23 protein-coding genes are annotated in these 24,170 nt (G+C 72.4%); 11 read left to right on the top strand and 12 right to left on the bottom strand.

Going from position 1 to position 24,170, the window contains the following annotated elements; all coding sequences use genetic code 11:
- The first annotated feature begins 26 nt into the window (after nt 1-26).
- From ABGB18_RS04655 to ABGB18_RS04645, 3 genes are read left to right on the top strand one after another with little or no spacing between them, the layout of a single operon-like run.
- Nucleotides 27-1,136 (top strand): hypothetical protein, encoded by a 1,110-nt coding sequence (locus tag ABGB18_RS04655; protein WP_347694061.1) that lies wholly within the window; start codon nt 27-29, stop codon nt 1,134-1,136.
- Entirely contained in the window at nt 1,133-2,560 is a 1,428-nt protein-coding gene (locus ABGB18_RS04650; protein WP_347694060.1) for a hypothetical protein, read from the top strand. Before ABGB18_RS04655 ends, ABGB18_RS04650 begins: the two co-directional genes overlap by 4 nt.
- Entirely contained in the window at nt 2,557-3,867 is a 1,311-nt protein-coding gene (locus ABGB18_RS04645) for an AAA family ATPase (protein ID WP_347694059.1), read from the top strand. Before ABGB18_RS04650 ends, ABGB18_RS04645 begins: the two co-directional genes overlap by 4 nt.
- A gap of 234 nt (nt 3,868-4,101) precedes the next feature.
- Here the strand turns inward: ABGB18_RS04645 and ABGB18_RS04640 are convergent, their stop codons facing one another.
- A complete protein-coding gene (locus tag ABGB18_RS04640) occupies nt 4,102-5,673 on the bottom strand; it encodes an MDR family MFS transporter (RefSeq protein WP_347694058.1) in 1,572 nt (523 codons plus the stop codon).
- 99 nt (nt 5,674-5,772) lie between these two features.
- On the opposite strand from ABGB18_RS04640, the gene ABGB18_RS04635 reads away from it, so the two are divergent.
- Both ABGB18_RS04635 and ABGB18_RS04630 read left to right on the top strand, forming a co-directional pair.
- Nucleotides 5,773-6,318, top strand: a complete 546-nt coding sequence (locus ABGB18_RS04635) for a helix-turn-helix domain-containing protein (protein WP_347694057.1) — start codon at nt 5,773-5,775, stop codon at nt 6,316-6,318.
- Nucleotides 6,319-6,414: 96 nt separating this feature from the next.
- On the top strand, nt 6,415-6,852 hold the full coding sequence (locus tag ABGB18_RS04630; RefSeq protein ID WP_347694056.1) for an ATP-binding protein: 438 nt from the start codon (nt 6,415-6,417) through the stop codon (nt 6,850-6,852).
- Between the two features lie 103 nt (nt 6,853-6,955).
- On the opposite strand, the gene ABGB18_RS04625 is transcribed toward ABGB18_RS04630, so the two are convergent.
- The 3 genes from ABGB18_RS04625 to ABGB18_RS04615 form a co-directional block, all read right to left on the bottom strand.
- Nucleotides 6,956-7,333 carry a hypothetical protein gene (locus tag ABGB18_RS04625; protein WP_347694055.1) on the bottom strand — a complete coding sequence of 126 codons (378 nt, stop codon included), beginning with the start codon at nt 7,331-7,333 and terminating at the stop codon, nt 6,956-6,958.
- Nucleotides 7,334-7,401: 68 nt separating this feature from the next.
- Entirely contained in the window at nt 7,402-8,358 is a 957-nt protein-coding gene (locus tag ABGB18_RS04620) for a Ppx/GppA phosphatase family protein (protein WP_347694054.1), read from the bottom strand.
- A gap of 9 nt (nt 8,359-8,367) precedes the next feature.
- A complete protein-coding gene (locus ABGB18_RS04615) occupies nt 8,368-9,603 on the bottom strand; it encodes a cytochrome P450 (RefSeq protein WP_347694053.1) in 1,236 nt (411 codons plus the stop codon).
- Nucleotides 9,604-9,715: 112 nt separating this feature from the next.
- Between ABGB18_RS04615 and ABGB18_RS04610 the strand changes: the two genes are divergently transcribed.
- Together ABGB18_RS04610 and ABGB18_RS04605 are read left to right on the top strand one after the other, a co-directional pair.
- Entirely contained in the window at nt 9,716-10,561 is an 846-nt protein-coding gene (locus ABGB18_RS04610; RefSeq protein ID WP_347694052.1) for a formylglycine-generating enzyme family protein, read from the top strand.
- Nucleotides 10,562-10,565: 4 nt separating this feature from the next.
- Nucleotides 10,566-11,696 (top strand): UDP-N-acetylglucosamine--N-acetylmuramyl-(pentapeptide) pyrophosphoryl-undecaprenol N-acetylglucosamine transferase, encoded by a 1,131-nt coding sequence (locus ABGB18_RS04605; protein WP_347694051.1) that lies wholly within the window; start codon nt 10,566-10,568, stop codon nt 11,694-11,696.
- Nucleotides 11,697-11,727: 31 nt separating this feature from the next.
- Here the strand turns inward: ABGB18_RS04605 and ABGB18_RS04600 are convergent, their stop codons facing one another.
- The 5 genes from ABGB18_RS04600 to ABGB18_RS04580 form a co-directional block, all read right to left on the bottom strand.
- On the bottom strand, nt 11,728-12,474 hold the full coding sequence (locus tag ABGB18_RS04600; RefSeq protein ID WP_347694050.1) for a hypothetical protein: 747 nt from the start codon (nt 12,472-12,474) through the stop codon (nt 11,728-11,730).
- A 159-nt stretch (nt 12,475-12,633) separates the two neighbouring features.
- Nucleotides 12,634-13,542: a hypothetical protein gene (locus tag ABGB18_RS04595; protein ID WP_347694049.1), complete on the bottom strand. Its 909-nt coding sequence runs from the start codon at nt 13,540-13,542 to the stop codon at nt 12,634-12,636.
- A 33-nt stretch (nt 13,543-13,575) separates the two neighbouring features.
- Nucleotides 13,576-14,463, bottom strand: a complete 888-nt coding sequence (locus ABGB18_RS04590; protein ID WP_347694048.1) for a hypothetical protein — start codon at nt 14,461-14,463, stop codon at nt 13,576-13,578.
- Between the two features lie 48 nt (nt 14,464-14,511).
- Nucleotides 14,512-14,799, bottom strand: coding sequence for an MMPL family transporter (locus tag ABGB18_RS04585; protein WP_347694299.1), 288 nt, complete (start codon nt 14,797-14,799; stop codon nt 14,512-14,514).
- Between the two features lie 71 nt (nt 14,800-14,870).
- Nucleotides 14,871-15,668, bottom strand: a complete 798-nt coding sequence (locus ABGB18_RS04580) for an LLM class flavin-dependent oxidoreductase (RefSeq protein WP_347694047.1) — start codon at nt 15,666-15,668, stop codon at nt 14,871-14,873.
- Between the two features lie 54 nt (nt 15,669-15,722).
- On the opposite strand from ABGB18_RS04580, the gene ABGB18_RS04575 reads away from it, so the two are divergent.
- Nucleotides 15,723-15,953 carry a hypothetical protein gene (locus ABGB18_RS04575; RefSeq protein ID WP_347694046.1) on the top strand — a complete coding sequence of 77 codons (231 nt, stop codon included), beginning with the start codon at nt 15,723-15,725 and terminating at the stop codon, nt 15,951-15,953.
- Nucleotides 15,954-15,974: 21 nt separating this feature from the next.
- Here the strand turns inward: ABGB18_RS04575 and ABGB18_RS04570 are convergent, their stop codons facing one another.
- The gene (locus tag ABGB18_RS04570) at nt 15,975-18,785 is read right to left on the bottom strand and encodes an AAA family ATPase (RefSeq protein WP_347694045.1); all 2,811 of its coding nucleotides are present in this window, start codon (nt 18,783-18,785) and stop codon (nt 15,975-15,977) included.
- A gap of 93 nt (nt 18,786-18,878) precedes the next feature.
- On the bottom strand, nt 18,879-20,744 hold the full coding sequence (locus ABGB18_RS04565; protein ID WP_347694044.1) for a propionyl-CoA synthetase: 1,866 nt from the start codon (nt 20,742-20,744) through the stop codon (nt 18,879-18,881).
- 45 nt (nt 20,745-20,789) lie between these two features.
- Here ABGB18_RS04565 and ABGB18_RS04560 point away from each other — a divergent pair, with 45 nt between their 5' ends.
- Nucleotides 20,790-21,440, top strand: a complete 651-nt coding sequence (locus ABGB18_RS04560) for a nucleotidyltransferase domain-containing protein (protein ID WP_347694043.1) — start codon at nt 20,790-20,792, stop codon at nt 21,438-21,440.
- Nucleotides 21,441-21,468: 28 nt separating this feature from the next.
- Here the strand turns inward: ABGB18_RS04560 and ABGB18_RS04555 are convergent, their stop codons facing one another.
- Nucleotides 21,469-22,413 (bottom strand): GNAT family N-acetyltransferase, encoded by a 945-nt coding sequence (locus tag ABGB18_RS04555; RefSeq protein ID WP_347694042.1) that lies wholly within the window; start codon nt 22,411-22,413, stop codon nt 21,469-21,471.
- Between the two features lie 129 nt (nt 22,414-22,542).
- On the opposite strand from ABGB18_RS04555, the gene ABGB18_RS04550 reads away from it, so the two are divergent.
- Complete coding sequence (locus ABGB18_RS04550; protein ID WP_347694041.1) at nt 22,543-23,484, top strand: hypothetical protein; 942 nt, start codon at nt 22,543-22,545, stop codon at nt 23,482-23,484.
- A 94-nt stretch (nt 23,485-23,578) separates the two neighbouring features.
- Complete coding sequence (locus ABGB18_RS04545; protein WP_347694040.1) at nt 23,579-24,094, top strand: hypothetical protein; 516 nt, start codon at nt 23,579-23,581, stop codon at nt 24,092-24,094.
- The last annotated feature ends 76 nt before the right edge of the window (nt 24,095-24,170 follow it).

Raw genomic sequence — 24,170 nt, 5'->3', positions numbered from 1 at the left:
CGCGAAGCCGACCGTGAGGGCGCGTCGTGAGCGCGCAGCGGCGTCTCGACGCGTTGCGGGGCACGACCCCGCCGCGCCCGCACGACGCCCGTGCCATCGCGGCGCTGGCCGCCAATCCCGGGTGCACCCGCCGCGCGCTCATGGACGGCGCCGGCATCGACAAGGACGCCGCCGCCCGGCACCTGGGGTTCCCCGCGCCGTTCGGGCAGTCGCCGTTCGCGATCACCCGCGGCAACGTGTTCGAGGGGCTGGTCAAGGCCGACGGGTGCGCGGAGCTGCTGCGGATGCTGCGCGAGGCGCTGGGGCTGCCGATCGCCGAGGTCGCCTACCACGACGTGGAGAACGTCGGCGCCCATCTGCGCCACGCCCACACCAGGGCGCTGATCGACCGCGCGGCGGCCGGCGGCCAGGACGCGGGCACCCTGTACGACCACCCGCTGTTCACCCTGGAGATCGCCGGGCACACCGCCTATCTGGAGCCGGACGTCGTGGCGTTCCAGCTCGGCGGCCGGTTCCACATCGTGGAGATCAAGTCGTTCGCGGTGATCGACGGCCAGGCCGACCCGGCGGCGGTGGCGGCGGCCGCGCGGCAGGCGGCCGTCTACGTGCTGGCGCTGCGCACGCTGCTGGAGGAGCTGGGCCACGACCCGCTGAAGGTCGCGCACGAGGTGGTGCTGGTCTGCCCGGAGAACTTCGCCAACCGGCCCGTCGCGACCCTCGTCGACGTCCGCAAGCAGCTCGCCGTGCTGCGCCGCCAGCTCACCCGGATGACCTCGCTCGACCGGCTGCTGTCGGGAGTGCCCGAGGAGGTCACGTTCGACCTGCGGCCGGACGAGGACGGGCGGCCCACCAGGCCGGTGGCGGAGCTGGCCGACGCGCTGCGCACGGCCACGGCCCGGTACGCGCCCGACTGCCTGTCCACCTGCGACCTGTGCTTCTTCTGCCGGGACGAGGCCCGCCAGGAGGGCGCCTCCGACCTGCTGGGCCGCCAGGTGCGCGACGAGCTGGGCGGGGTGGCCTCGGTGGCGGAGGCGCTCGGCCTGGCCGAGGGCACCCGGGACCCCGCCGCGGGTCAGGAGGAGATCGCCCGGCTGCTCCGCAACGCCGAACGCCTGCGCCGGGAGTGCCTCACGTGAGCCTGCTGACCTCGCTGGCCCGGCTGCGGGCCCTGGAGGAGGGCATCGCGCAGCCCGTCGCGACCGTCAGGCACTGCCATCTGTCGGCGCGGCCGATGGTGTTCGTGCCGCTCAAGCTGTCGGGCGAGGCCGCCGCGCCGCTGGCCGCCATGCTCGGCACGGATCGCGAACGGCCCCGGCTGCTCGTGGTGACCCAGCCGCGCAACCGGGACCTGCGCTTCGCCTGGGCCGCCGAGCTGGCCGGGGTGCTGCTGCCGTACGTCGAGAGCTTCCTCGCCGACACCGAGACGGTGGAGCGCAGGAACGCCGACCCCTACGAGCGGGCCATGGACGCGCCGCAGCTCGTCGTGCCGAACCAGGGGGGCGTGGCCTTCACCCGGCTGCTCGGCCGCTCGACGCGTTTCCGCCGGGCCGACGGGCCCCACCCGGTGCCGGAGGCGGTGCCGCTGCTGGGGCGGTGGCTGACCTATTTCGGGGAGCGGGCGGCGTACCCGGGCTCGGCCCTGATGCTGGCCGCGACCGAGGAGCTGGGCCGGCACTGGGCGAGTGGGCAGAGCGGGCTGGAGGACGCCAACCTGGCGGCGCTGCTCGGCTGGATCACCACCGGGCCGAGCGACGAGGCCGAGGATCCCCTCCTCTGGCCACCCGCCGGGCCCGCGACCGATCCCGGGTTCGACGCGGAGGTGCTGGCGCCGGCGATCGAGCGCGGGAAGCCCGAGCGCATCGCCGAGGCGTTGCGCACGCAGCTCGAACCCACCTGGCGGCTCATGTGGCAGGCGATCGACCTGCTCGCCGGGCTGCCCGCGGGCGCGAGCGTGGCCCAGCGGTGGGAGCAGGACCGGGGCTCGTTCAGCGGCATGGCGACGCATCTGGCCGAGGGCACGCCGCCGCAGCCCCGGCGTGACGGCGCCGTGGCCGCCGCGGCCAAGCTGGCCCGCATGGAGCGCGCCCAGGCCGCCTACGACGTGCAGCGCGCCTACGACGACCCGCTCGTGATGGCCGAATACCGGCTGACCGGCGAGGCGTTCGCGGGCGAGGTGGTCGAGACCGACCCGGACAACATCGAGGGCGAGGGCCGCTCGCGCAAGCTCCGCCCGCTGGTGGTGATCAAGACCGACGATCCGGTACGCCTGCCGCCCGGCGCGTCCCTGGGCACCCCGCAACGCCGTGCCCAGGGCGCCGAGCTGGTGTCGGCGGGCGAGGGGCTCGCCACCGTGAAGATCACCAAGGGCATGGGCCGGGGCCGGACGGCGGCTCCCGGCGCCGTGCCGGAGGTGGGTGAGCGGGTCTGCTACACCTCGCTGACCGACGACTTCCAGGGCTCGCCCAACCTCCCCGACGCCGAGGCCACGCCGTGGACCCACGGCGGACCGCCGCAGGACTACGTGCCCGACGACGAGGACGCCCAGGAGGAGTGGTCGTGAACCCGCCGACCGGAGCCGGCGGCCTGGACCAGGACGTCCGGCCGGAACAGGTCATCAGGGACGTCCTGGCCGACCTGCCCCGTCATCGCGGTGTGGTGGTGGACTCGCCGCCGGGGGCGGGCAAGTCCACGCTGGTCGTACGCGCCGCCGCGCACATCGCGGCCACCGGCGAGCCGCTGATGATCGTCGCCCAGACCAACGAGCAGGTCGACGACCTGGTGACCAGGATCTCGGGCAAGCACCCGCACCTGAGCGTGGGACGGCTGTCGGCGAGCGGCTACGTGCCGCCGCTGCGCATGCTGGAGCTGCCCGGGGTGCGGTTCGGCACCAGGATCCAGGATCTCGGCGATCCGGACATCGTCATCGCCACCGCCGACAAGTGGGCCTGGATCGCGGGCCGGGTGTGGCCGTGGGCGATCGTGGACGAGGCGTACCAGATGCGGTCGGACAAGCTGCTGCGGATCGCGGGGTTGTTCGAGCGGGCGTTGTTCGTGGGCGATCCTGGGCAGCTCGACCCGTTCTCGATCGTGGACGGCGACCGCTGGTCGGGGTTGTCCTGGGATCCGCTGCAGAGCGCGGTGTCGGTGCTGCTGCGGCACAATCCGGACCTGCCGGTGCACCGGCTGCCGGTGTCGTGGCGGCTGCCGGCGTCGGCCGCGCCCGTGGTGTCGCGGGCGTTCTATCCGTTCACCGGGTTCCGGGCGGGCACCTCCGAAGGGGAGCGGCGGCTGGAGCTGGCCACGGGCGGCATGGGGACCGTGCACGACCGGGCGCTGGAGGAGGCCGCCCGGTCGGGGTGGGCGCTGCTGGAGCTGCCGAACCGGCACACCGTGCGTACGGACGGGGAGGCCGTCCAGGCGGTGGCGCTGCTGGCGGAGCGGCTGCTGCAGCGGGGCGCGGTGGCGAGCTCGGAGCAGGGCGAGCGCCCGGTGACGGCCGACCGCATCGCCGTCGGGGCCGCCCACCGGGACCAGGTGGCCGCCATCCGCGCCGCCGGGCTGCCCTCCGAGATCACCGTGGACACCGCCAACCGGCTGCAGGGCCGCGAGTACGACGTGACGATCGTGCTGCACCCGCTGTCGGGGCGGCGCGACGCCACGGCCTTCCACCTGGAGTCGGGCCGGCTGTGCGTGCTGGCGTCCCGGCACCGGCACGCGTGCGTGGTGGTGGCCCGGGCGGGCATCGCCGAGCTGCTCGACGCGCACCCGTCGGCCGAGCCGGTGCAGCTCGGGGTGCCGGTGAAGTTCCCGGACGGCTGGGAGGCGAACCAGTCGGTCCTGGACCACCTGGCCCACCACCGCGTCTGATCCGCAACCGCTCGCCCTCACCCGGCACCACGGTTCGGGCCCGGCACCACCTGCGTGACCGGAAGCCCGGCGTGGCGGCCGGTCCCGGGCGGGGTCGGACGCGCAGGTGGCGGCGCCAGACGTCGATGGCCATGATCGCGCGCATCCCCGCCGACTCGTACAGCCCCAGCGCCGGGGTCGCGTTGACGCCCTACGTGCGCGGCCTGTGCCAGCTCACCGCGCTCGACCGGCTCTTCAGCTTGCCGCCGGGGTGGCCTGCTCCTCCTTGACGGCGTCCACGGACGGGGCCCCGCGCAGCGGGATCTCCTTGACGAACGCCGCCAGCAGCGGCACCAGGATCGCGAACAGGATCGCCCATCCGAAGACCCCGGTCAGCGAGCTGGACAGCGACTCCAGCAGGCCGGTGTGCATGGCCGGCGGCATCTGCTCCAGCATCTCCGGATCCATCTGGGCGCCGCCCCGGGACAGCTTCTCGCCCGCCTCCGGGCCGAACCTGTCGGTCAGCTCCGACAGGAGCCGGTTGTTGAAGATCGCGCCGAACAGCGACACGCCGAACGAGCCGCCGATCGACCGGAAGAACGTGCTCGCGCTGCTGGCGACGCCGAGGTCCTTCTGCTCCACGCTGTTCTGGGCGATCAGCAGCGTGGTCTGCATGAGGAAGCCCATGCCGAGGCCCAGCACGGCGATGTGCACGCCGGTCAGCCAGGCTGGGGTGGACACGTCCATGGTGGACAGCAGCCACATGCCCGCGGCCATGCCGACACCGCCGACGATCGGGTAGATCTTGTACTTGCCGGTGCTGGTGATGGCCTTGCCCACGAACAGCGACACGACCATGGAGGCCGCCATCATGGGCAGCAGCAGCAGGCCGGAGTTGGTGGCGGTGGCACCCTGCACCATCTGCTGGAACACCGGCAGGAAGTTGATCGCGCCGAACATGGCGAAGCCGAGCAGGAAGCCGATGGCCGAGATCAGCGTGAAGTTGCGGTTGCGGAAGAGCTGCAGCGGCAGGATCGGCTCCTCCATCCGGCGCTCCACCAGGATGAAGGCCACCAGCGTGACCACGGCGAGCGCGGCCAGGGACAGGATCTGCCAGGAGCCCCAGGCGTAGTCGTTGCCGCCCCAGGTGGTGATGAGCACCATGGCGGTGATGCTGATGGACAGCAGCAGCGCGCCCGGCCAGTCGATCCGTACCTTGTTGTGCAGCTTGGGCAGGTGCAGCTTCAGCACCAGCAGCACGAGCGCGACCGCGCCGACCGGCAGGTTGACGTAGAAGGCCCAGCGCCAGTCGAGGTTGTCGGTGATGAACCCGCCGACCAGCGGGCCCGCGATCATCGCCAGCGACATGACGCCGGCCATGATGCCGGTGTACTGGCCGCGCTCGCGCGGCGGCACCAGGTCGCCGATGATCGCCATGACGTTGACCATCAGGCCGCCCGCGCCCAGCCCCTGCACCGCGCGGAACGCGATGAGCTGGGCCATGCCGTTCTCCGGGCCGCCGAGCATCGAGGAGCCGGCCATGCCGCAGAGGGCGGAGCCGGCCATGAAGATGACGATCGAGACGATGAAGATGCTCTTACGGCCGTACAGGTCTCCGATCTTCCCCCAGATCGGGGTGGAGACGGTCGTGCCCAGCACATACGCCGTCACGACCCACGACATGTGCGCTAAGCCGCCGAACTCGATCAGGATCTTCGGCATGGCCGTGCCCACGACCATGTTGTCCAGCATCGCCAGCATCATCGCCAGCAGCAGCCCCGGCAGGACGACCATGACCTCCCGGCGTCGTCCGACTGCCTCCGCCACCACACACCCCCATGTAGACCCGTTGCTTACTTGCCGACCGGCAAGCATAGAATAAGGTAAATACTTACTTGTCGGCCGTCAAGTCGAAAAGGTGCAATTGTGCGGGAAGACACGCGAGCCCGGATCCAGGAGATCGCACTGCGGCTCTTCACTGAGCAGGGCTACGAGGCGACGTCCCTGCGCGAGATCGCCGAGGAGCTCGGCGTGACGAAGGCCGCCCTCTACTACCACTTCAAGACCAAGGACGACATCGTCACGAGCCTGGTCGATCTGCGCGTCGCCGAGCTGGAGGGGTTGCTCGAGTGGGCCAGGGGCCAGGAGAAGACCACGGAGATGCGGCGGGAGCTGCTGCGGCGCTACGCGGAGCAGCTCACGATGCCGCGCTATCTGCAGGTGGCGAGGTTCCTGGAGCGCAACCAGACGGCGCTGCGCAACCATCCGAAGCTCGCCAAGATGCGCGAGACGATGATCACCCTGTCGGCGGAGATGTGCGAGCCGGGGGCGCCGGCCACCGAGCGCATCATCCACTCGCTGGCGTTCTTCGCGATCCACGCGGGCAAGTGGCTGACGATGGAGGGCGAGTTCAGCGACGAGGAGATCGACAAGGCCTCCATGGAGGTGGCCCTCCGGCTGCTTGACCTGTAATTTTTCGGACATAACGCCATAAAAAAGGACGATTAGAATATCGGATCGAGGGGAGAACCAGTCGGGTACCGCACGCATCCAATGGGAGGAGACGCGGTGGAGACCACGATAGCTCTCCGACTGCCCAGGGATGCGGCGAGCGTTCCGCTGGTCAGGCAGATGCTTGAGGTCACGTTGCGGTCACTCGGCGTCGAGCAACAGGTCCGCGACGACATCGAGCTGATGCTGACCGAGGCGTGCTCCAACGTGATCAAGCACGCGGACCCGAGCGACTGCTACCGGGTCAGCGCGGCACTCTTCGATCACATGTGCATCATCAAGGTCGTCGATGCCGGCGGCGGGTTCGATCCGCGCGCGATCGTGGAACCGGAGCCGATTGCCGATCACGGCCGGGGACTGCAGATCATGCGGGCACTCGCCGATGACATCCGATTCACCAACAGAGCGCAGAAGGGGGCGGTGGTCTGTTTGGAGAAGAGGCTCCGGTATGTGCCCGGCGCGGCCGGCCCGCACCTCATGAGCATGCCGGCCTGACCCGTCGTCCGGCCTGACATCCGGGCCGTCACAGGACGCCGGCCGAGCGGCCCGGCCAGTCGAGAGCCCTCCCCCGACCCGGGCCGGGTCGGCTGTCGGCCGTTCAGATGCCGATGCTGCGCCGTACCGTGCGGCGGCCGTGGGCCCGCGGGCCGCCGCCGGCACCGCCCCCCACACTGCCGTCGGCGCCGGGGCTGTGGGGCCGTGGCCGGGCGCCTCCGAGGTGGAGCCTGCGACGCACCCCGGGGATGCCACCGGTGAGCTGCGCCCGCAGCCGCTCGGGCGCCGTGTCCGCGCTGAACTTCAGCGTCAGCCGGGCCCGGCCGCGGGTCAGCCGCCGCCACAACGCCTGCCAGTCCGCCATCGACCCGGCCAGCGCCGCGAAAGTCGCCAGGGCCGCCACGGCGATGACCAGTACGGCCAGGACAATGAGGACCAGAACCACCGTCAGGGAGCCGATGATGCCGAGCACTGCCACCATTCGGCGGAAAATGCCCGCTCACCGGCAGTTCATGCAAAGGTTTCGCAAATCGTAGGGATAGATCGCGCTTACCCCGGCCCGCCGTTGAGCTCCAGCCGTCCCGGCATGATGTCGAGCCGGCGCAGTATCACTCCCTCACGCAACGCCCACGGGCACACCTCGAGCCGGTCCACCTCGAACAGGTCCATGGCCGCGTCGGCGACCACCGCCCCGGCCGCGAGCTGTGCCGCCCGGCCCTCGGACACGCCCGGCAGGTCGGCCCGCTCCGCGGAGTCCATGGTGGTGAGCTTGACCGCCCAGTCGGCCATGTCCTGCCGCGACAGCGAGCGCGAGACGTAGGGACCGTCGTTGGAGGGCGCGGCCCCGGCGATCCTGGCGAGCTGCTTGAACGTCTTCGAGGTGGCGACCGCCCGGTTGGCCTCGCCGTAACGGGCGATGCCGCCGACCGTGCGGGCGATCTCGGTGCGTACGTGCTTGCGCAGCTTGCGCACCTCCTCCGCGGACGGCGGGTCGCCGGTGAACCAGTCGCGCGTCAGCCGCCCGGCACCCAGCGGCAGCGAGGCGGCCACGTCGGGCTCCTCGTCCACTCCCGCGGCGATCTCCAGCGAGCCGCCCCCGATGTCGAAGGCCAGCAGCCGCCCCGACGACCACCCGAACCACCGGCGCACGGCCAGGAACGTCAGCCTGGCCTCGTCGCGCCCGGACAGCACCTCGATGTGCGATCCGCAGCGCGCGTCGATCTCGGCGAGCACCTGCTCGCCGTTGGCGGCCTCGCGCACGGCGGAGGTGGCGAAGGCCAGCACTTCCTCCACGCCCTTGTCCTCGGCCAGCCGCATCGCCTCTCCGACGAACTCGCAGAGCCGCTCGACGCCTCTGGCCGCCAGCCGGTTTTCCCCGTCGAGGTATTCCGTCAGGCGCAGATCGACCTTGTGAGAATAGGCAGGCATGGGCCGGGCGCCCCGATGGGCGTCGACGACCAGTAAATGGACGGTGTTCGAACCGATGTCCAGCACGCCGAGTCGCATGGGAAAACGCTACCGGTCTGCCGCTTTTACGGCGAAACGGAGTCTGAAATGGTCGAGGATGGCGGGCAGTGGCGGCGCCGGCGCCGCGTACGGCCGGATCGAGCGCCCGCGCAGGAGGGCACCCAGCAGCGTGGCGGCGGTGAAGAGCACGAGATCCTCCCCAGGGCAGCGGGCGAACCCGACGCTGAACGGCACGCCCGCCCAGACGTCCTCCTCGCCGAGCCACAGCTCGGGGCGGAAGACGTCGCCGGGCTCCGCCCTGTTGACGTACGGGCAATAGACGACCACGACTGTGCCCTCGGGCAGGTTCCAACGGGTCGGGCCCGTGATGTCACGTACGATCGCGAGCGTGGTGGGCCACAGCCGCACGGACTCCAGCACGGCGGCCCGCAGGTGTTCGGGCCACCGGCCGGGGTCGCGCGGGCCCGGATGGCTGGTCAGCAGCGCGAGCGCCCGGTAGGCGGCCATGCCGGCCGCGTCGAAGGCGAACAGCCAGTGCGGCGCCTGACCCTCGGCGTGCACGTCGGCCGCCGCGTGGGTGCCGGCGAGCGCGGCCGCCAGGCTGCCCGGCTCGGCCCGCGTCAGGTGCCGGGCGAGCCGGCGCCGGAAGGCGCTGAGCACGTCGATGCGGTGGCCGCGCAAATAGGACCAGTTGGCGTCGCGGCGCAGCCGGTCGAGCTGCCGGGTGAGCGTCACGTCGTCACGGGCGTGGTCGCCGAGCACGATACGGCGCACGATCCGCCAGTGCGCGGCGTGGAAGCGCGGCCAGGTGAGGATCCCGTCGCGGGGCAGCGTGGCGGCCTCCTCCTCGATCACCCGGGTGAACGAGCCGAAGTCCGAGCACACCACCTGCTCGTTCAGGGCGCGCCGCCGCTCGCGCAGCTCGCGTTCGGGGGTGATGAGCACGGAGTCGGGCGCGAAGTGGCCGAGCGCGCCGCGCTTCTCCCTGTTGGCCGGGGTGAAGACCCGGTCTTCGAGCACCTCGCGCACGTCCCGCGAGGCCAGTGGCAACATCGCCCAGCCCCGTTTCGGCACGCGGACCAGCAGCGGCCCGTCGCCGTGCTCGGCGCGCAGCCGGTGCAGCAGCCGGATCGCCCGCCCGTCGGCGTCGGCCAGCCCGGCCAGCCGCACCGCGGGCGGACGCCGCACGATGACGCCCTGGGCGACGGTGGGGAGAACCAGGGTGGTGGCCAGAGCGAGCGTCTGCGCGGCCGTGACCTGAGGCAGCCGCGTGATCGTGGGCATGCTTCAGGGACTACCCTTCGGGGGGAGTCGTGACACTTTGGGGGGATCCTTGAGCGCTTGTTGTGGTCCGAGCCGGGACGCCGCCTCCGAGGCGCCTCCGGAGACCGCCGCGATGACCGTGCGGCGCCAGGCACCACGCGGCATGGTACGCATTCCCGGCGGCACGTTCCTCATGGGCGGCGACGACCCGGACGGCCGGCCCGAGGACGGCGAGGGACCGGTGCGGGAGGTCCGGCTGGACCCGTTCATGATCGATCCGGCGTGCGTGACGAACGCGCAGTTCGCCACGTTCGTCAAGGAGACCGGCTACGTCACCGAGGCCGAGCGGATCGGCTGGTCCTTCGTGTTCGCGCGGTTCGCCACGGGCGGCGTGATGGACGCGGGCGTGCCGGGGGCACCCTGGTGGGCGGGGGTCGAGGCGGCCACGTGGCGCACCCCGGAGGGACCCGGCTCCTCGATCGGCGACCGGCAGAACCATCCCGTGGTGCACGTGTCGTGGCACGACGCGAACGCGTACGCCACCTGGGCCGGCAAGCGGCTGCCCACGGAGGCGGAGTGGGAGATGGCGGCCCGCGGCGGCCTGTCACGGATGAAATACCCGTGGGGGGACGAGCTGGCGCCCAAAGGGCGGCAGCGGTGCAACATCTGGCAGGGCCACTTCCCGACCGCGCCGAGCAGGGGCACGATGCCGGTGAAGTCGTTCCAGCCCAACGGCTACGGCCTCTACAACGTCTCCGGCAACGTGTGGGAGTGGACCACCGACTGGTGGGGCACGAGCTGGGAGCCCTCCGCCGACAACCCCACGGGCCCCGCCGAGGGCACGGCGAAGGTGATCCGCGGCGGCTCCTACATGTGCCACGACTCCTACTGCAACCGCTACCGGGTGGCCGCCCGCACCTCGAACACGCCGGACTCCTCGACCGGGCACACCGGTTTCCGCTGCGCGGCCCTACTCTGATCGCATGTCACGAACCCTGCGACTGTTGATCACCGGCGGCGGCACCGGTGGTCACACCTATCCGGCCCTGACGACCCTGTCGGCCGTCCAGCGACGTCAGGTGCCGCACGACGTGCTCTGGGTGGGCACCGCGGGCGGCCTGGAGGCCCGGATCACGGCCGAGCACGGCATCCCGTTCAAGGCGATCACCACGGGCAAGCTGCGGCGCCGCCCCAATCTCAAGGAGCTGGGCACCAACATCGCCGACGTGTTCCGCATCCCGGTCGGGGTGTTCCAGGCGGTGGGGCACGCCGCCCGCTACCTGCCCGACGTGGTGCTGTCGACCGGGGGCTATGTCGCGGTGCCGATCGGGGTGGCGGCCAAGCTGATCCGCCGGCCGCTGGTCATGCACGAGCAGACGACCGTGGTGGGGCTCGCCAACCGCATCCTGGCCAGGCTGGCCACCAGCATCGCACTGTCGCACGAGTCCTCGCTGCAATACCTGCCCGCCGCCGCCAGGGAGAAGGCCGTGGTGACGGGCAATCCGATCCGGCCGGAGCTGCTGCAGGGCAACCGGGCGGCGGCCTACGACCTGTTCGGGCTGACGTTCGAGGTGCCGCTGATCTACGTGACCGGCGGGGCGCAGGGCAGCAAGCAGATCAACACGCTCATCGCGGAGATCCTGCCGCGGCTGCTGCCGCACGCGCAGCTCGTGCACCAGTGCGGGCCCGCCTGGATCGACCAGATGCGGGCCGTCGCGCTGCCGCCCGACCTGGCCGACCGCTACCACCCGGTGCCGTACGTCGGCGCGGAGCTCGCCGACCTGTTCGCCGCGGCCGACGTGGTGATCTCGCGCAGCGGGGCGGGCACGGTGTCCGAGCTGACCGCGATCGGCAAGCCCTCCGTGCTGATCCCACTGATCCCGACGGGCGGGGACGAGCAGCGCAAGAACGCGGCCTACCTGGTCTCGGCGGGGGCGGCGCGGGCGCTGCTGGAGCCGCATCCGACGGGCGAGCAGTTGCTGGCCGAGCTGATGCCGCTGCTGGCCGACCCCGAGCTGCGCTCGTCGATGGGGCAGGCCGCGGCCGCGCTGGGCCGGCTGGACGCCGCCGACGCCCTCTGCGACGTCCTCCTGAAGGCCGCGCAGGTCGCCTGACAGGCGGGACACATCACCGGGCCGGCGCGGCTCAGGGCTCCAGATGTCGGAACGCCTCGTGGGCGGAGCTCACGCTCCGCCTCAGCGCCTGTTCGAGCCGGTCGGCGTCGTCGGCGAGGCGCTCCAGCTCCGGCACGACGAAGGCGTCCGCCCCGGTCTCGGCCACCAGTTCCTCATACTGGTGCAGCCGGCCGCGCAGCTCCGCGATCTGTTGGTGGGCCAGGAAGGCGCGCTCGGCCTCGGTGACGTTGGCCGCATAACGTTCCAGCGCCTCGACACGGGCCAGGACGGCCTCCTCGCTGCTGTCCAGGGCCCTGGCGAGGGGTTCGGCCACGGCCGCGACCTCGGGCGTGAGGCCCTTGGAGACGGTCTCCCTGTGCTTGGTCCGCAGGTCCGACAGCTTGGCCAGCAACCGGGCGATCTCCCACTCCTGCGCGGGCAGCATCACCGCGTTGCGCACGTCGTCCAGCAGGCCCTCGGCGTTGACCCGGGAGTTCGTCACGGCGCCGATGGCCGCCTGGGCGCGGGCGAGCAGCCTGCCGGAGGACTCGTCGAGGTCGTCCAGGAGCACGTAGCGGCCCTCGTACCAGCGCAGTTGCTCGTAGACGTCGCGTTCGTACTCGTCCTGCTCGTCCCCGGGAAGGTCGTTGCGGACGAACATGATGATGACGAACGGGATGCCGAGCAGGATCGCCATCAGCAGGCCGAGTCCCCTGCCCAGCAGTCCGCTGCCGGTCATCAGCCCGAAGAACACCACCGTACCGATGACCGCGGTCATGCGATATTGCGCGCTCGAGACGGCTCTGCGCGATCTGGGGGCCCAGCCCTGGCGTATCTTGATCAGAACTCGCCGGCTGTCCCTGAGAACGTGAGCGTCGTCCGGCGGCACCGCAGGGTCCACTACCACATCCGCCACACAACCGGATACTAGGCCAAATTAGCTGCGAAGGTGGCGAAACGCCTCATGAGCAGAGCTGACACTGTCGCGTAACGCCTGCTCAAGGCGGTCGGCGTCGTCCGACAACCTGCTCAGCTCGGGCACCGCCGACTGGTCGGCGCCCGACTCCGCGAGCAGTTCCTCGTAGCGGGGCAGCCGGGCGCTGAGGCGTTCGATCTGGCTCCTGGCGCGGTAGGCGGCCTCGGCCTCGGCCACGTGGCCGGCGTAGCGCTCCAGGGCCTCCACCCGGGCCAGCACCGCCCGATGGCTGCTGTCGAGGGCGTGGGCGAGGGGCTCGGCGACGGCGGCCACCTCGGGGACGACGCCCTCGGAGACGACCTCCTGGTGGTCGGCGCGCAGGTCCGACAGCTTGGCCAGCAGCCGGGCGATCTCCCACTCCTGGGCCGGGAGCATGACCGCGTTGCGCACGTCGTCCAGCAGGCCCTCGGCGTTGACGCTGGAGCCCATGACCTGGTCGATGGCCACCTGGGCGCGGGACATCAGGCTCCTGGCCGGGTCGTCGAGGCGCTCGCGCAGCACGTAGCGGCCCTCGTTCGCGGTCGCGGCGGCGTGCACCTCGTGTTCGAGGGCGCGCCTGCGTTCCACCTCGGCGTCGGGCCGGGGCCTGAGCAGCACGCTGACGATCAGCAGCGCGGCGGCCGTCATGATCACCACGAAGGGCGTGTAGCGTTCGGCGACGAACAGGGCCAGGCCATACACGACCGCGGCCACGGCCGTCAAGGTCGCCACCAGCCGGGACACGGCGCCGGCCGCCGGGCTGGGGCGCCGGTGCTCGGGCGCCCAGCCCGACTGGATGCGCAGGAGAAGTTTGCGATGGTCACGGAGCAGGGAAGCGACGTGGTCGGGCACCGCCGGATCGACTATCACCTTCGCATGACGTCCGGGCACATAATCGATCCTATGTGCCTGTCTGTCTGAGTGTCAGCCTTCCAAGTAGCGGAAAGCCTCGTGGGCGGACTCGACGCTGCGCCGTAGCGTGCGTTCCAGCACGTCGGCGTCCTCGGCCAGCCGATCGATCTCGGGCACGGCCAGCGCGTCCGCGCCCGACTCGGCCAGCAGCTCCTCGTAGCGCGGCAGCCGGGCGCGCAGCTCCTCGATCTGGCCGCGGGCGTGGTAGGCGCGCTCGGCCTCGGCCACGTGGCCGGCGTACCGTTCCAGCGCCTCGACGCGGGCGACCACGGCGGCCTCGCTGTTGCTCAGCGCCCGCTCCAGCGGCTCGATCACCGCGGCCACCTCCGGCGCGATGCCCCTGGCCAGCAGCTCCCGGTGCTCCAGGCGCAGGGCCGACAGCTTGGCCAGCAACCGGGCGATGTCCCACTCCTGCGTGGGCAGCATCACGGCGTTGCGGGCGTCGTCGAGCAGTCCTTCGGCGTTGACGTGGGAGCGCAGCACGGACCCGATGGCCCGCTGCGCCCTGACCAGCACCGCCCTGGCCTCCTGGTCGAAGTCCTCGGCCAGCAGGTAGCGGCCGTCGTACCAGCGGGCCCGCTCGTACACGCCGCGTTCGTGCGACCGGTCGTCCTCGGTCACCTCGCTCATGGAGGCGATCTTCACCAGGACGATGAACACGTACGTGCCGAGCAGCACGAACCCGGCCGGCGCGTACTGTGAGGCCAGCAGGACGGCCATGAGCGCGATCACGATGGGCGTGGCGGCCAGCAGCAGGGCACTGGACGGGCTCTTGCGGCGGGCGGGGGGCGTCTCGGCGGGCGGCACCCAACCGGCCCTGACCCTGGACAGTAAGGGGCCGTTGGCACGCAGCAGTCCGGCAACTTCCGGAGGAACTCCCGGATCGACGACCACACCCACGCTCTGTCCTGGCACCCTGGCGCCCCCAACGCTCGCGATGTTCGGATATTACGTGCCATTCCGCCTGAGTGTCAGCCTCCGAAAGGACAGGCTGGGAAACCAACCGTTGCGCTCACCGAGCACTTCCATGACGGCAGGCACCAGGATCAGGCGCACCACAGTGGCGTCCACCAGCACCGCAGCCGCCAATCCCACACCCATGACGCGCAGGGCGCGCTCGTCGGAGGTGCCGAACGCGGCGAAGACGCAAAACATGATCGTAGCCGCGGCGGTCATGACCCGGGCGGTCGCGGCGGGCCCGTTCGCGACCGCCCGGGTGTTGTCGCCGTTCCTCAGCTACTTCTCCCTCATTGAACCGGTACGCCGCACACCGGGCCCGGCGTGCGGCGTACCGGGCCGTCGCGAGGTCAGTCCTTGCCGACGAGCGCGCCGACCTCGGCGGCCATGCGCACGAAGCCCTCCGGGTCGGGCTCGTCGCCCGCCGGTTCCAGCACCACGTGGTCGGCGCCCGCCCGCGCCCACTCCCGGGCCATCCCGGCGACCTCCTCCAGATCGCCTCCCCGGGGCTGGACGTAGGCGATCAGCGGGTGGGGGTCCGTGCGGCCGGCCGCCGCCCGGCCCTCGTCCACCAGCCGCCGCGCCTCCCGTACCTGGTCGAGGGACATGCCCGAGTGCAGGACGGTGCCGTCGGCCGCCTCGCCGGCCAGCCTCAGCGTGCGCGGGCCGGTGGCCGCCGTGACCACGGGCGGCGGCGTGCGCGGCGGCCAGTCGAGGGCGACCGCGTCGAGCCGGACGTAGCGGCCCTCGGCGGTGACCTCCTGCCCGCCCAGCAGCGCCCGGAGCGCGTCGAGGTGCTCGCGCAGGAGCGTCAGCGGCGACTCCGCCCGCGCCCCCACCTGCGCCATCCAGTGCTGCACCCCGTGCCCGACGCCTACCGTCACCCGGCCGGGGAACAGCCGGTGCAGGGTCGCCACCTCCATGGCCGTCAGGGCGACGTTGCGCAGGGGCACCGGCAGCACGCCGATCGCGATCCGCAACCGCTCGGTCCAGGCCAGGGCCGCGGCCGCCGTCGCGATGCCGCTCTCCAGGAAGCAGTCCTCCCACAGCCACAACTCCGCCAGCCCGGCGTCCTCGGCGGCGCGCACCACGGAACGCAGGCGCTCGGGCGGAAGCTGGGGCCGGAATATCGCACCTATCACCGTCATCCTCGGATCATTCCCCAGAGTGACCGCCGACGGCAAAACCGCCCGGGGGCCGGCGTGGGCGGCCAGGAACGGCAGCACGTGCGGCAGGACGTCCGGGTGCACGCGCTCGGCCGGCGGGCCAGCGGACCGACCCGCCCATGCCGGAGCGGGCGGGGGGTGCGGCTGGTGCGGAACCTGGTGGAGAACGCCGTCCGGCACAACCACCCCAAGGGCGCCCGGCCGCGGGACGAGGGCGGGCTGACGATCACCGTGGAGCTACCGGTCGATCCGGCGGCGGCACCCTGAGCCGCGCTGGGGGCGCCTGTCTCATCCCGTGCTCTGGTGCAGCTCCCAGAGCACCGTCTCCGGGACGCCGGCCTTGACGAGCTGCTCCCACGTGGCCATCCGGTCCACCGGATCGGCGAGCAGCACGTGCAACAGCGGCCGCAGCACCTCGTGGTCGGCCCCGTCCTCGGTCCACATCGCCCCCACCGCCCGGTACAGGGCGGGCGAGCGCACCGCCACCGTCCGCGCCAGCTCCTCCAGGATCCCGACCCGATCCCGGTAGGGCAGGTTGCGGCCCTCGCCCAGGGCCCGCAGGAGCAGGTCCAGCAGCCTGCGGTGGCGTGGCGTGTGACCGGTGGCGACCGCCACCACCACGTCCCCGAGCCCGGCGGTCTCCGCGCCCCCGAGCACCACGTCCTCCCGTCCCCCTTCGACCACCCGGTGCGCCGACAGCGCGGTGACCAGCCCGGTCCAGCCCTCCAGCCCGAGCTCGCCCTTCCACAGATGGGTGAACGCGGACCACCGCTCCAGGTGATCGGGCTCCGGCAGCAGCGACGAGACGGCGACCGGCTGTTCGGAGGCGGCCACGATCAGCAGGGTGAGGTTGGCGGAGTAGGCGGCCAGCCGCCGGGTCGTCGTGTGCCGCACCGGCCGGAAGGCGGTGAAGTGGCGCCGCGGCCGCTCGTGCAGGGACCGGCGCAGCAGCCCGGTCAGCAGGCCCACGCACCGCTCCCGGACCGCGGAGGGCACCTCGTCCAGCAGCTCCAGGATGAACCCGATCGTCGGCCCGCGCTCGGCCAGGCACGAGTGGGAGGTGACCGCGTACAGCAGGTCGTCGTCCACGCTCTGCACGATGGCGAGCGGCTCGTCGCCGGCCAGGCGGCGGCGCCGGTCGAGGTCGCGCAGCGCGTACATGGTCAGCCAGGCCAGCAGGAAGTCGCCGAAGGTGGCGTGCAGGAACGCGTGGCCGTTGCGGCGGACGAAGAAGAACCGCTCGGTGACCCGGCGCGCCCAGTCGACCCCCTCCTCGCCCGGGTCGTCCTCACCACCGTGGCGCAGCGCGGGCACGTCCCGGTCGAGGTCCGCGTCGGTGATGACCTGGCGGCCGCGGGCGAGCATGGACAGCGCGACCGTGCCGAGCAGGACGAGCTCCTGGTCGATGGCGACCCGCTGGACGCCGCCGGTCTCGCGTTCGGTGTAGTCGCGCAGCAGCACCTCGTACAGGCGGGCGCGGCCGAGCGGGCCGTGGTCGCGCTGCAGCGCGTTGCTGCCCGCGTCGTAGAGCGCGAGCAGCAGCAGGAGCAGCGGGTGCCGGGCCATCTCGCCGTGGCCGAGCGCCGTGTCGGCGGGCAGCGGCTTGAGGTCGCGGCGGGCCAGCAGGGCGCGGTTGGCCTGGTCCCAGATGTCCAGCCACTGGCGTACCTGCTCGTCCGCGAACGGCTGGAGCTGCAGCGCCAGCAGCCCGCGCGGTAACCTGATCCGGTCGGCGACCACCGTGCGGCTGGTCACGATCACCACGGCGGGCCGCCCCTGCTCGCCCTCCCCGGTCTGAAACTCCTGGACGCGTTCCAGGTAGTCGTAGCGGTTGGCGCCGCCCTGGACCAGCTCGTCGAGCCCGTCCAGCAGGATCACCGGCATCGCGCCGTCGCCGGCCGTCACCAGGTCGGCGTAGGTGACCTCCTCCCCGAGCACCGCCCGTACGGCCTGCTCGATGTGCTCGGTGACGGACGCCCGCGCCGTCACGCTCTGCAGCTCCACCCGGATCGGCAGGAACTCCGACCTGGCCAGCCGCGCGGCGAGCACCTCGGCCAGCTTGGTCTTGCCGGCGCCGGGCTCGCCCAGCACCAGCAGCGGCGCCTGGGTGGCGCGCAGCGAGGTGAGGTGGCCCACCAGGAACGCCTCGGTGTCCGGCAGCAGCCGCTGGTCGTCCCACCAGGCGCGCAGCGCGGGCGTGGACTCGCGGGTCAGCTCGGCGACCCGGCAGCGGGGGCTGAGGTAGCCCTCGCCGAGCAGCGGCAGCGACACGTCCTCCGGGTGCTTGCCGGCCAGAAGCAGCGGCTGGTCGAGCGCGTTCGCGGCCATTCGCACCCGGTGGATCACCGGGCGGTCGCCGACCCGGGGCGGGGCCAGCTCGGCCAGTAACCAGGCCACCCGCGACAGCGCCGTGGCGGGCGCGGGCTGCTCCGTGACGAGGCTGCGCACCCCGAACTCGTGGCTGTCGAGCGCCAGCGACCGGTAGTCCTCGTCGTAGATGCGCAGCGCGTGCGCGGGCGGCCCCTCGGCGAGCATGCGGGGCAGCAGGATCTGGTCGTCCACCGGCAGCTCGTCCCAGACCGCCAGGCCGCCGACGTAACCGGCCATGGCCTCCGACATGCGCAGGAAGGCACGTTCCACGGCCTGCCGGGTCTCCGCGTACGGCAGATGCGGCTCGGGCGTCGGCAGCCGGTCGAGCAGCAGCCCCGCCACCAGCCGGGCGAACCGCTCGCGGGTGGGCACCCCGTGCGAGATCGTGTCGCCGCGGTCGAGCCGATCGAGCGTGAACGGCAGCTTGGCCTCGCCGAGCGCCTCGAAGTACGCCGAGACGACGATCACCGCGTGCGCCGCGGCCAGCCGCTGCGTGCGGGTGAACCGGTCCACGCCGCTCTTCAGCTCCGGCAGGCGGCGTATGACGTCCTCGCCGTAGCGGACGATGCCCTCGCGCATGTCGCGCAGGCCCATCACGAGCTGCCCGCCGCCGGCCAGCGCCCAGCCGGTGCGCTTGGCGGCCGCGGAGAACCCGACCACCTTGACGAGCCTGCCGTCCTTGCATCCGAGAATCCTCAGGGCGTCGGCGTAGCTCGGGGTTTCGATCATGGCCTTCTCCCTGGGACCGGGATGTCCCATCATCCGCCGTACGCCGCGGTCGTGCAGGCCCTTGGCGCCGACGATCCGAACGTTACTCGCGTGTCATGTTCCCTTCATCGCCTGGGCGATCTCCGGCAACGCCGCCGGATCCTCGATCGTCGAGGGGGTGGCGTACGGCCTCCCGTCGGCGATGTCGCGCATCGTGGCCCGCAGGATCTTGCCGGAGCGGGTCTTCGGCAGCCGGGAGACGACCACCGCGCGGCGGAAGGCCGCCACCGGGCCGATCCGCTCGCGCATCAGGGCGGTCAGCTCGCGTTCGAGGTCGGCGGGGTCGCGCTCGGAGCCCGCCTTCAGCACCACGAACCCGACCGGGAGCTGGCCCTTGAGCTCGTCGGCGACGCCGATCACCGCGCACTCGGCCACGTCCGGGTGGGAGGCGATGACCTCCTCCATCGAGCCGGTGGAGAGCCGGTGCCCGGCCACATTGATCACGTCGTCGATGCGGCCCATGACGTAGAGGTAGCCGTCGTCGTCCAGGTGGCCGCCGTCGCCCGTCAGGTAGTGGCCCGGGTAGCGCTCCAGGTAGGAGCGGGCGAAGCGGGCCTCGTCGCGGTAGAGGGTGGGCAGCGAGCCCGGCGGGAGCGGCAGCCTGACCGTGACCGCTCCGTCCACGCCCGGCGGGCACTCCTTGCCGTCGGGGTCGAGGACGCGGATGTCCCAGCCGGGGGCCGGTTTGGTGGGCGAGCCGGGCTTGATGGGCAGGGTCTCGATGCCGACGCAGTTCGCGGCCATCGGCCAGCCGGTCTCCGTCTGCCACCAGTGGTCGATGACGGGGATGCCGAGCAGGTCGGAGGCCCAGTGGTAGGTGTCGGGGTCGAGCCGCTCGCCGGCCAGGAACAGATGCCGCAATCCCGACAAATCCCATTTTTTCGCGAAACTTCCGGATGGGTCCTCTTTCTTGATGGCCCTGATCGCGGTCGGCGCGGTGAACAGCGTGCGCACCCCGTGCGTGGCCACCACCCGCCAGAACGCGCCGGGGTCGGGGGTGCCGACCGGCTTGCCCTCGTACAGCACGGTGGTGCAGCCCGCCAGCAGCGGCGCGTACACGATGTAGGAGTGCCCCACCACCCAGCCCACGTCGGAGGCCGCCCAGTAGACCTCACCGGGGGCGGCGCCGTAGACGCCCGCCATGCTCCAGTGCAGCGCCACCGCGTGGCCGCCGTTGTCGCGCACCACGCCCTTGGGCGAGCCGGTGGTGCCGGAGGTGTAGAGGATGTAGAGCGGGTCGGTGGCCGGCACGCTCACGCAGCCGGCCGGGCGGGCGTCCCGCACGGCCTCCGCCCAGTCGAGGTCGCGCCCCTCGGCCAGCTCCGCCACGCACTGGGGCCGCTGCAGGATCACGCACCGCTCGGGCCGGTGCTCCGCCTGCGCCAGCGCCGCGTCCAGCAGCGGTTTGTACGCCACCACCCGCGCCGGCTCGACCCCGCACGACGCCGAGAGGATCACCTTCGGCCTGGCGTGGTCGATGCGCACCGCCAGCTCCCCGGCCGCGAACCCGCCGAACACCACCGAGTGCACCGCCCCGAGCCGCGCGCAGGCCAGCATCGCGACCACGGCCTCCGGCACCATCGGCAGGTAGATCACCACGGTGTCCCCGGCCCGCACGCCGAGACCGCGGAGCATGCCCGCTGTCCTGGCCACCTCGTCGAGCAGCTCGGCGTAGGTGATCGTACGCACCACGCCGGTGACCGGGCTGTCGTGGATGAGGGCCGCCTGCCCGCCGCGGCCCGCCGCCACGTGCCGGTCGACCGCGTTGTGACAGGTGTTCAGCCGCCCGTCGGGGAACCAGCGGCCCTCCCCGTGGACCGTGGCGGGTGCCACGTCCCAGTCGATGCCCCGTGCCGCCTCCGCCCAGAATTCGCCGGGCCGCTGGATGCTCCTCTGATAAACCTCGTCATAACCGCCCACTTATCGATCAGACCAGCCGCCGGGCCCATCACGCAAGATATTCGGGTGAGCGATGACTTGATCCTTTCCGTTGTGATGGGTTCGCGGGCGTACGGGCTCGACACGGCCGGCTCCGACGTGGACCGGCGCGGGGTGTTCGTGGCGCCGACGGCCGCGTTCTGGCGGCTGGACAAACCGGCCACCCACCGGGACGGGCCGCGGCCCGAGGAGTTCTCGTGGGAGGTCGAGCGGTTCTGCGGGCTCGCCCTCGACGCGAACCCGACGGTCCTGGAATGCCTCTGGTCCCCCGTCGTGGAGGTGGTCACTCCCGCCGGGCAGCGGTTGCGCGACCTGCGCGAGGCGTTCGTGTCGGAGCGGGCCCTGCGGTCGTTCGCCGGATACGCCGAGGACCAGTTCCGCCGCATCGACCCGGCCGCGCCCCGGTGGAAGCAGGCCATGCACATGATCCGCCTGCTGATCAGCGGCCTGCACCTGGCGCGGCACGGGGAGCCGCTGGTCCGGGTCGGGCCGCACCGGGAGCGGCTGCTGGCGATCAGGCGCGGCGAGCTGCCGTGGGCGGAGGTGGACGCCTGGCGGGCCGCCCTGTCGGCGGAGCTGTCGGCCGTGATGACCGGAGCCCCGGGCACGCTGCCCGCCCGGCCCGACCGCGAGCGGGTGGAGGAGTTCCTGGTCGGCGTGCGGAGGGAGAACCTGTGACCGGAGCCCCGGGCGGGGCCCCGCGGTGTCAGGTGGCCGTGGGATCCGCCGACAGGACCAGCCTGATGGCGTGGTTGCGGTAGCCCGCTCGTTCGAAAGCCCTGGCCATCGGGATGTTGCCGCGGTCGGTGTCCGCCCGGATGCGCTGGACGCCGCGTTGGGCGTGGCTGCGGGTGATCTCGGCGAGGAGGTCGTCCACGTAGCCGCGGCCGCGGTGTTCGGGCACCACGCCGAGATAGCCGACCACCGGCCCGGCGTCGTTGGCCGACGGCAGGGCCACCCCCACCAGTTCGTCCCCGTCCTGGGTGTGGGCCAGGCGCCACCACGACCGCCGGCCGGGCATGGACCTGTAGTCCCGCACGTCCTCGCGGGCCTGCGCCACCGGGTCCATGGTGACCAGCGCCTGGCGCGTGGCGAAGTCCAGGGTGCCGACGGCCACGCGCCGGAACGCCGCCACGAACGCCTCGTCGTCGTCATCGCCGCGGAACACCAGCCGCTTCGAGGGCGCCGGCACGGCCTCGTCGGCCGTCCACTCGTAGCGCAGGCGCTCCAGTTCCTCGGTCAGCCCGGCGCGGCCCGCGGCCTCCTGCCGCCAGGAGACGGCCGCCGCCTGGCGCGAGGTGTCGCGCCAGGCGTTGGTGAGGAAGATGTGGTACTCCGGCCTGTGGCCGAACGCGGTGTGGGCCCGGCTCAGCAGCTCGGCGGCCAGGCCCACGCGGTCCCCGACGGACGGGCGGACGTACAGGCAGTCCATGGCCAGCGGGTGGGCGCCGTCCGGGAAGCTCCACCAGACGGCCCGGGCCAGGATCTCGCCGCTCTCCTCGTCCACGGCGAGCCAGATGCGGTCGAAACGGTAGTTGCCGCTCTCCAGGTACGAGAGCAACCGGTCGGGGTGAGCCCAGCTGATGGACTCGTCCACGACGCAGCCGAGCAACCGGTCTAGATCGGCCTCGACAGCGGTGCGGAAACGCATGATTCCTCCGAGAAGCAGAAGTGGGCGCGGTGAGCGCCCGGAACAGTGCCGCACATCTCAGCGCCTCCTTTCTTCCGACTTTTCGGCGTCAGCGGCACTCTAGCCGAAATATCGCGACAGGATGGGCTCGTGAGGTCCTACGACGACGACACGCTGCCCCTGCAACCGCCGATCCGGCTGCCCGGTGCGGCCACGCTCGCGGCGGCCGTCCGCGCCGCTCCCCTGGCCGGTGGGGTCCTGAAGGACGAGCTCAAGGCGGAGGAGAGCGACGACGCTGAGGTGCTGGCCGCCTGGGCGGAGCACTGCCGTGAGCGCCTGGCCGCCGACGAGGGGCTGCTGCTGGAGCTCATCAGGATGTTCCTGTCCCGGGAGCCGCTCACGGGCGATGTGCCCGAGCCGCTGGCGGGGCTGGGGCTGGTACGGCAGGCGGAGCCGTACACGCTGAGCTGGCTCGGCCTGTGGACGGCGCGGCGGATCATCGCCGAGACCACCGGGCAGGACATCCCGGTCATGGGCTCGCTCGCGGACGGCGACGCGGCGGCGCTGCTGCACGGCCTGCGCTCCTACCCCGAGGCCGAGCGGGCCGAGGAGCTGGCCGGGTGGCTGAAGGAGCGGGAGACCGGCGCGGCGGAGATCGCCGCGGCGCTCGCCACGGTGAGCCCGCTGAGCCGGGCGGTCGGCGTGGAGCTGCTGTCGTCGGCGCTCGGCGACGCGGGCCGGCGGGCGCTCTCCGGGCTGCTGGAGGAGCCGAAACTCGGCGCGGTGATCGCCGCCAGGACCGGGCGGGAGGAGCGGCAGCCCGCGCCGGAGGAGATCTCCTGGGTGCTGGTGGACATGGCGGCGGCGCTGCTGGAGTTCGGCGGGGAGACGGGCGAGGTGATCGATTCGATCGCCCTGGGGATGGACGCCGAGGAACAGGCCGGCACGATCGCGATCCTGGCGTTCGGCGACCATCCGTGGACGGGGCGGGTGCTGCGGGTGTTCATCGACCATCATCCGGACGAGAAGGTCGCGGCGGCGGCTCGCAAGGCGTTGCGCCGGTTGCACGGCCTGGCCGACGTGCGGGGCTGAGCGTCCCGGCGGGAGCCGGCCCGAAGGGGCGGGCGCCCTGAACGGTGGGCGGCCGGGAGGCGAGTTCCGGCGGGTGAGCGGTAGAGTCGGGCCAGTGACCAAGCATGCGATCTCCCCGCAGAGCGGCGTCCTGGGTGAGACGTTCGCCTGTGACTGCGGCACCGTGCTGGCCGGACGGATGACGGCCGAGCTGCACGCCGCCGAGAACGGCCTGTGCTCCGCCTGCCTCGGCTCGACCGAGGAGCAGCTCGCGCCCGGGCTGTTGCGCGGCTGCTCGGCCTGCGTGGGGACCGGCCGCCGCAAGGAGCAGATCACCTGGCAGCTCGCCTACGCCGAGGCCGAGCAGCTCATCACGATGTCGGTGGTGCGCGGCATCGTGTCGGGCTTCGACGGGCCGTTCCGCCTGTCGGAGATCGCCGACACGGTCCGGGCCTCGCTGGGGCTGCCCACGGGCCGCATGCCCGTCGGCCCCCGGGTGCGCGACCTGCTGCTGCGGATGCAGGCCGAGGGCGAGATCACCATGCTGTCGGCGCCCGACGAGATGGTCGGCACGGACATGGTCCTCTACCGCGACCCCCAGTGGCAGCGCGCCCGCACCCTCGGCCTCTAGCCTCCACCCCCACGTCGGGCCCCTGGCCGTCCCGCGAGCCGCGCCTCTGATCACCGCCCGCACGCCGCGCCCTTCG

The sequence above is a fragment of the Nonomuraea sp. B12E4 genome (assembly GCF_039871825.1).
Lineage (GTDB): Bacteria > Actinomycetota > Actinomycetes > Streptosporangiales > Streptosporangiaceae > Nonomuraea.
The sequence above is the reverse complement of the archived record's forward strand: the minus strand, read 5'-3'. Positions and strand labels throughout refer to the sequence as shown.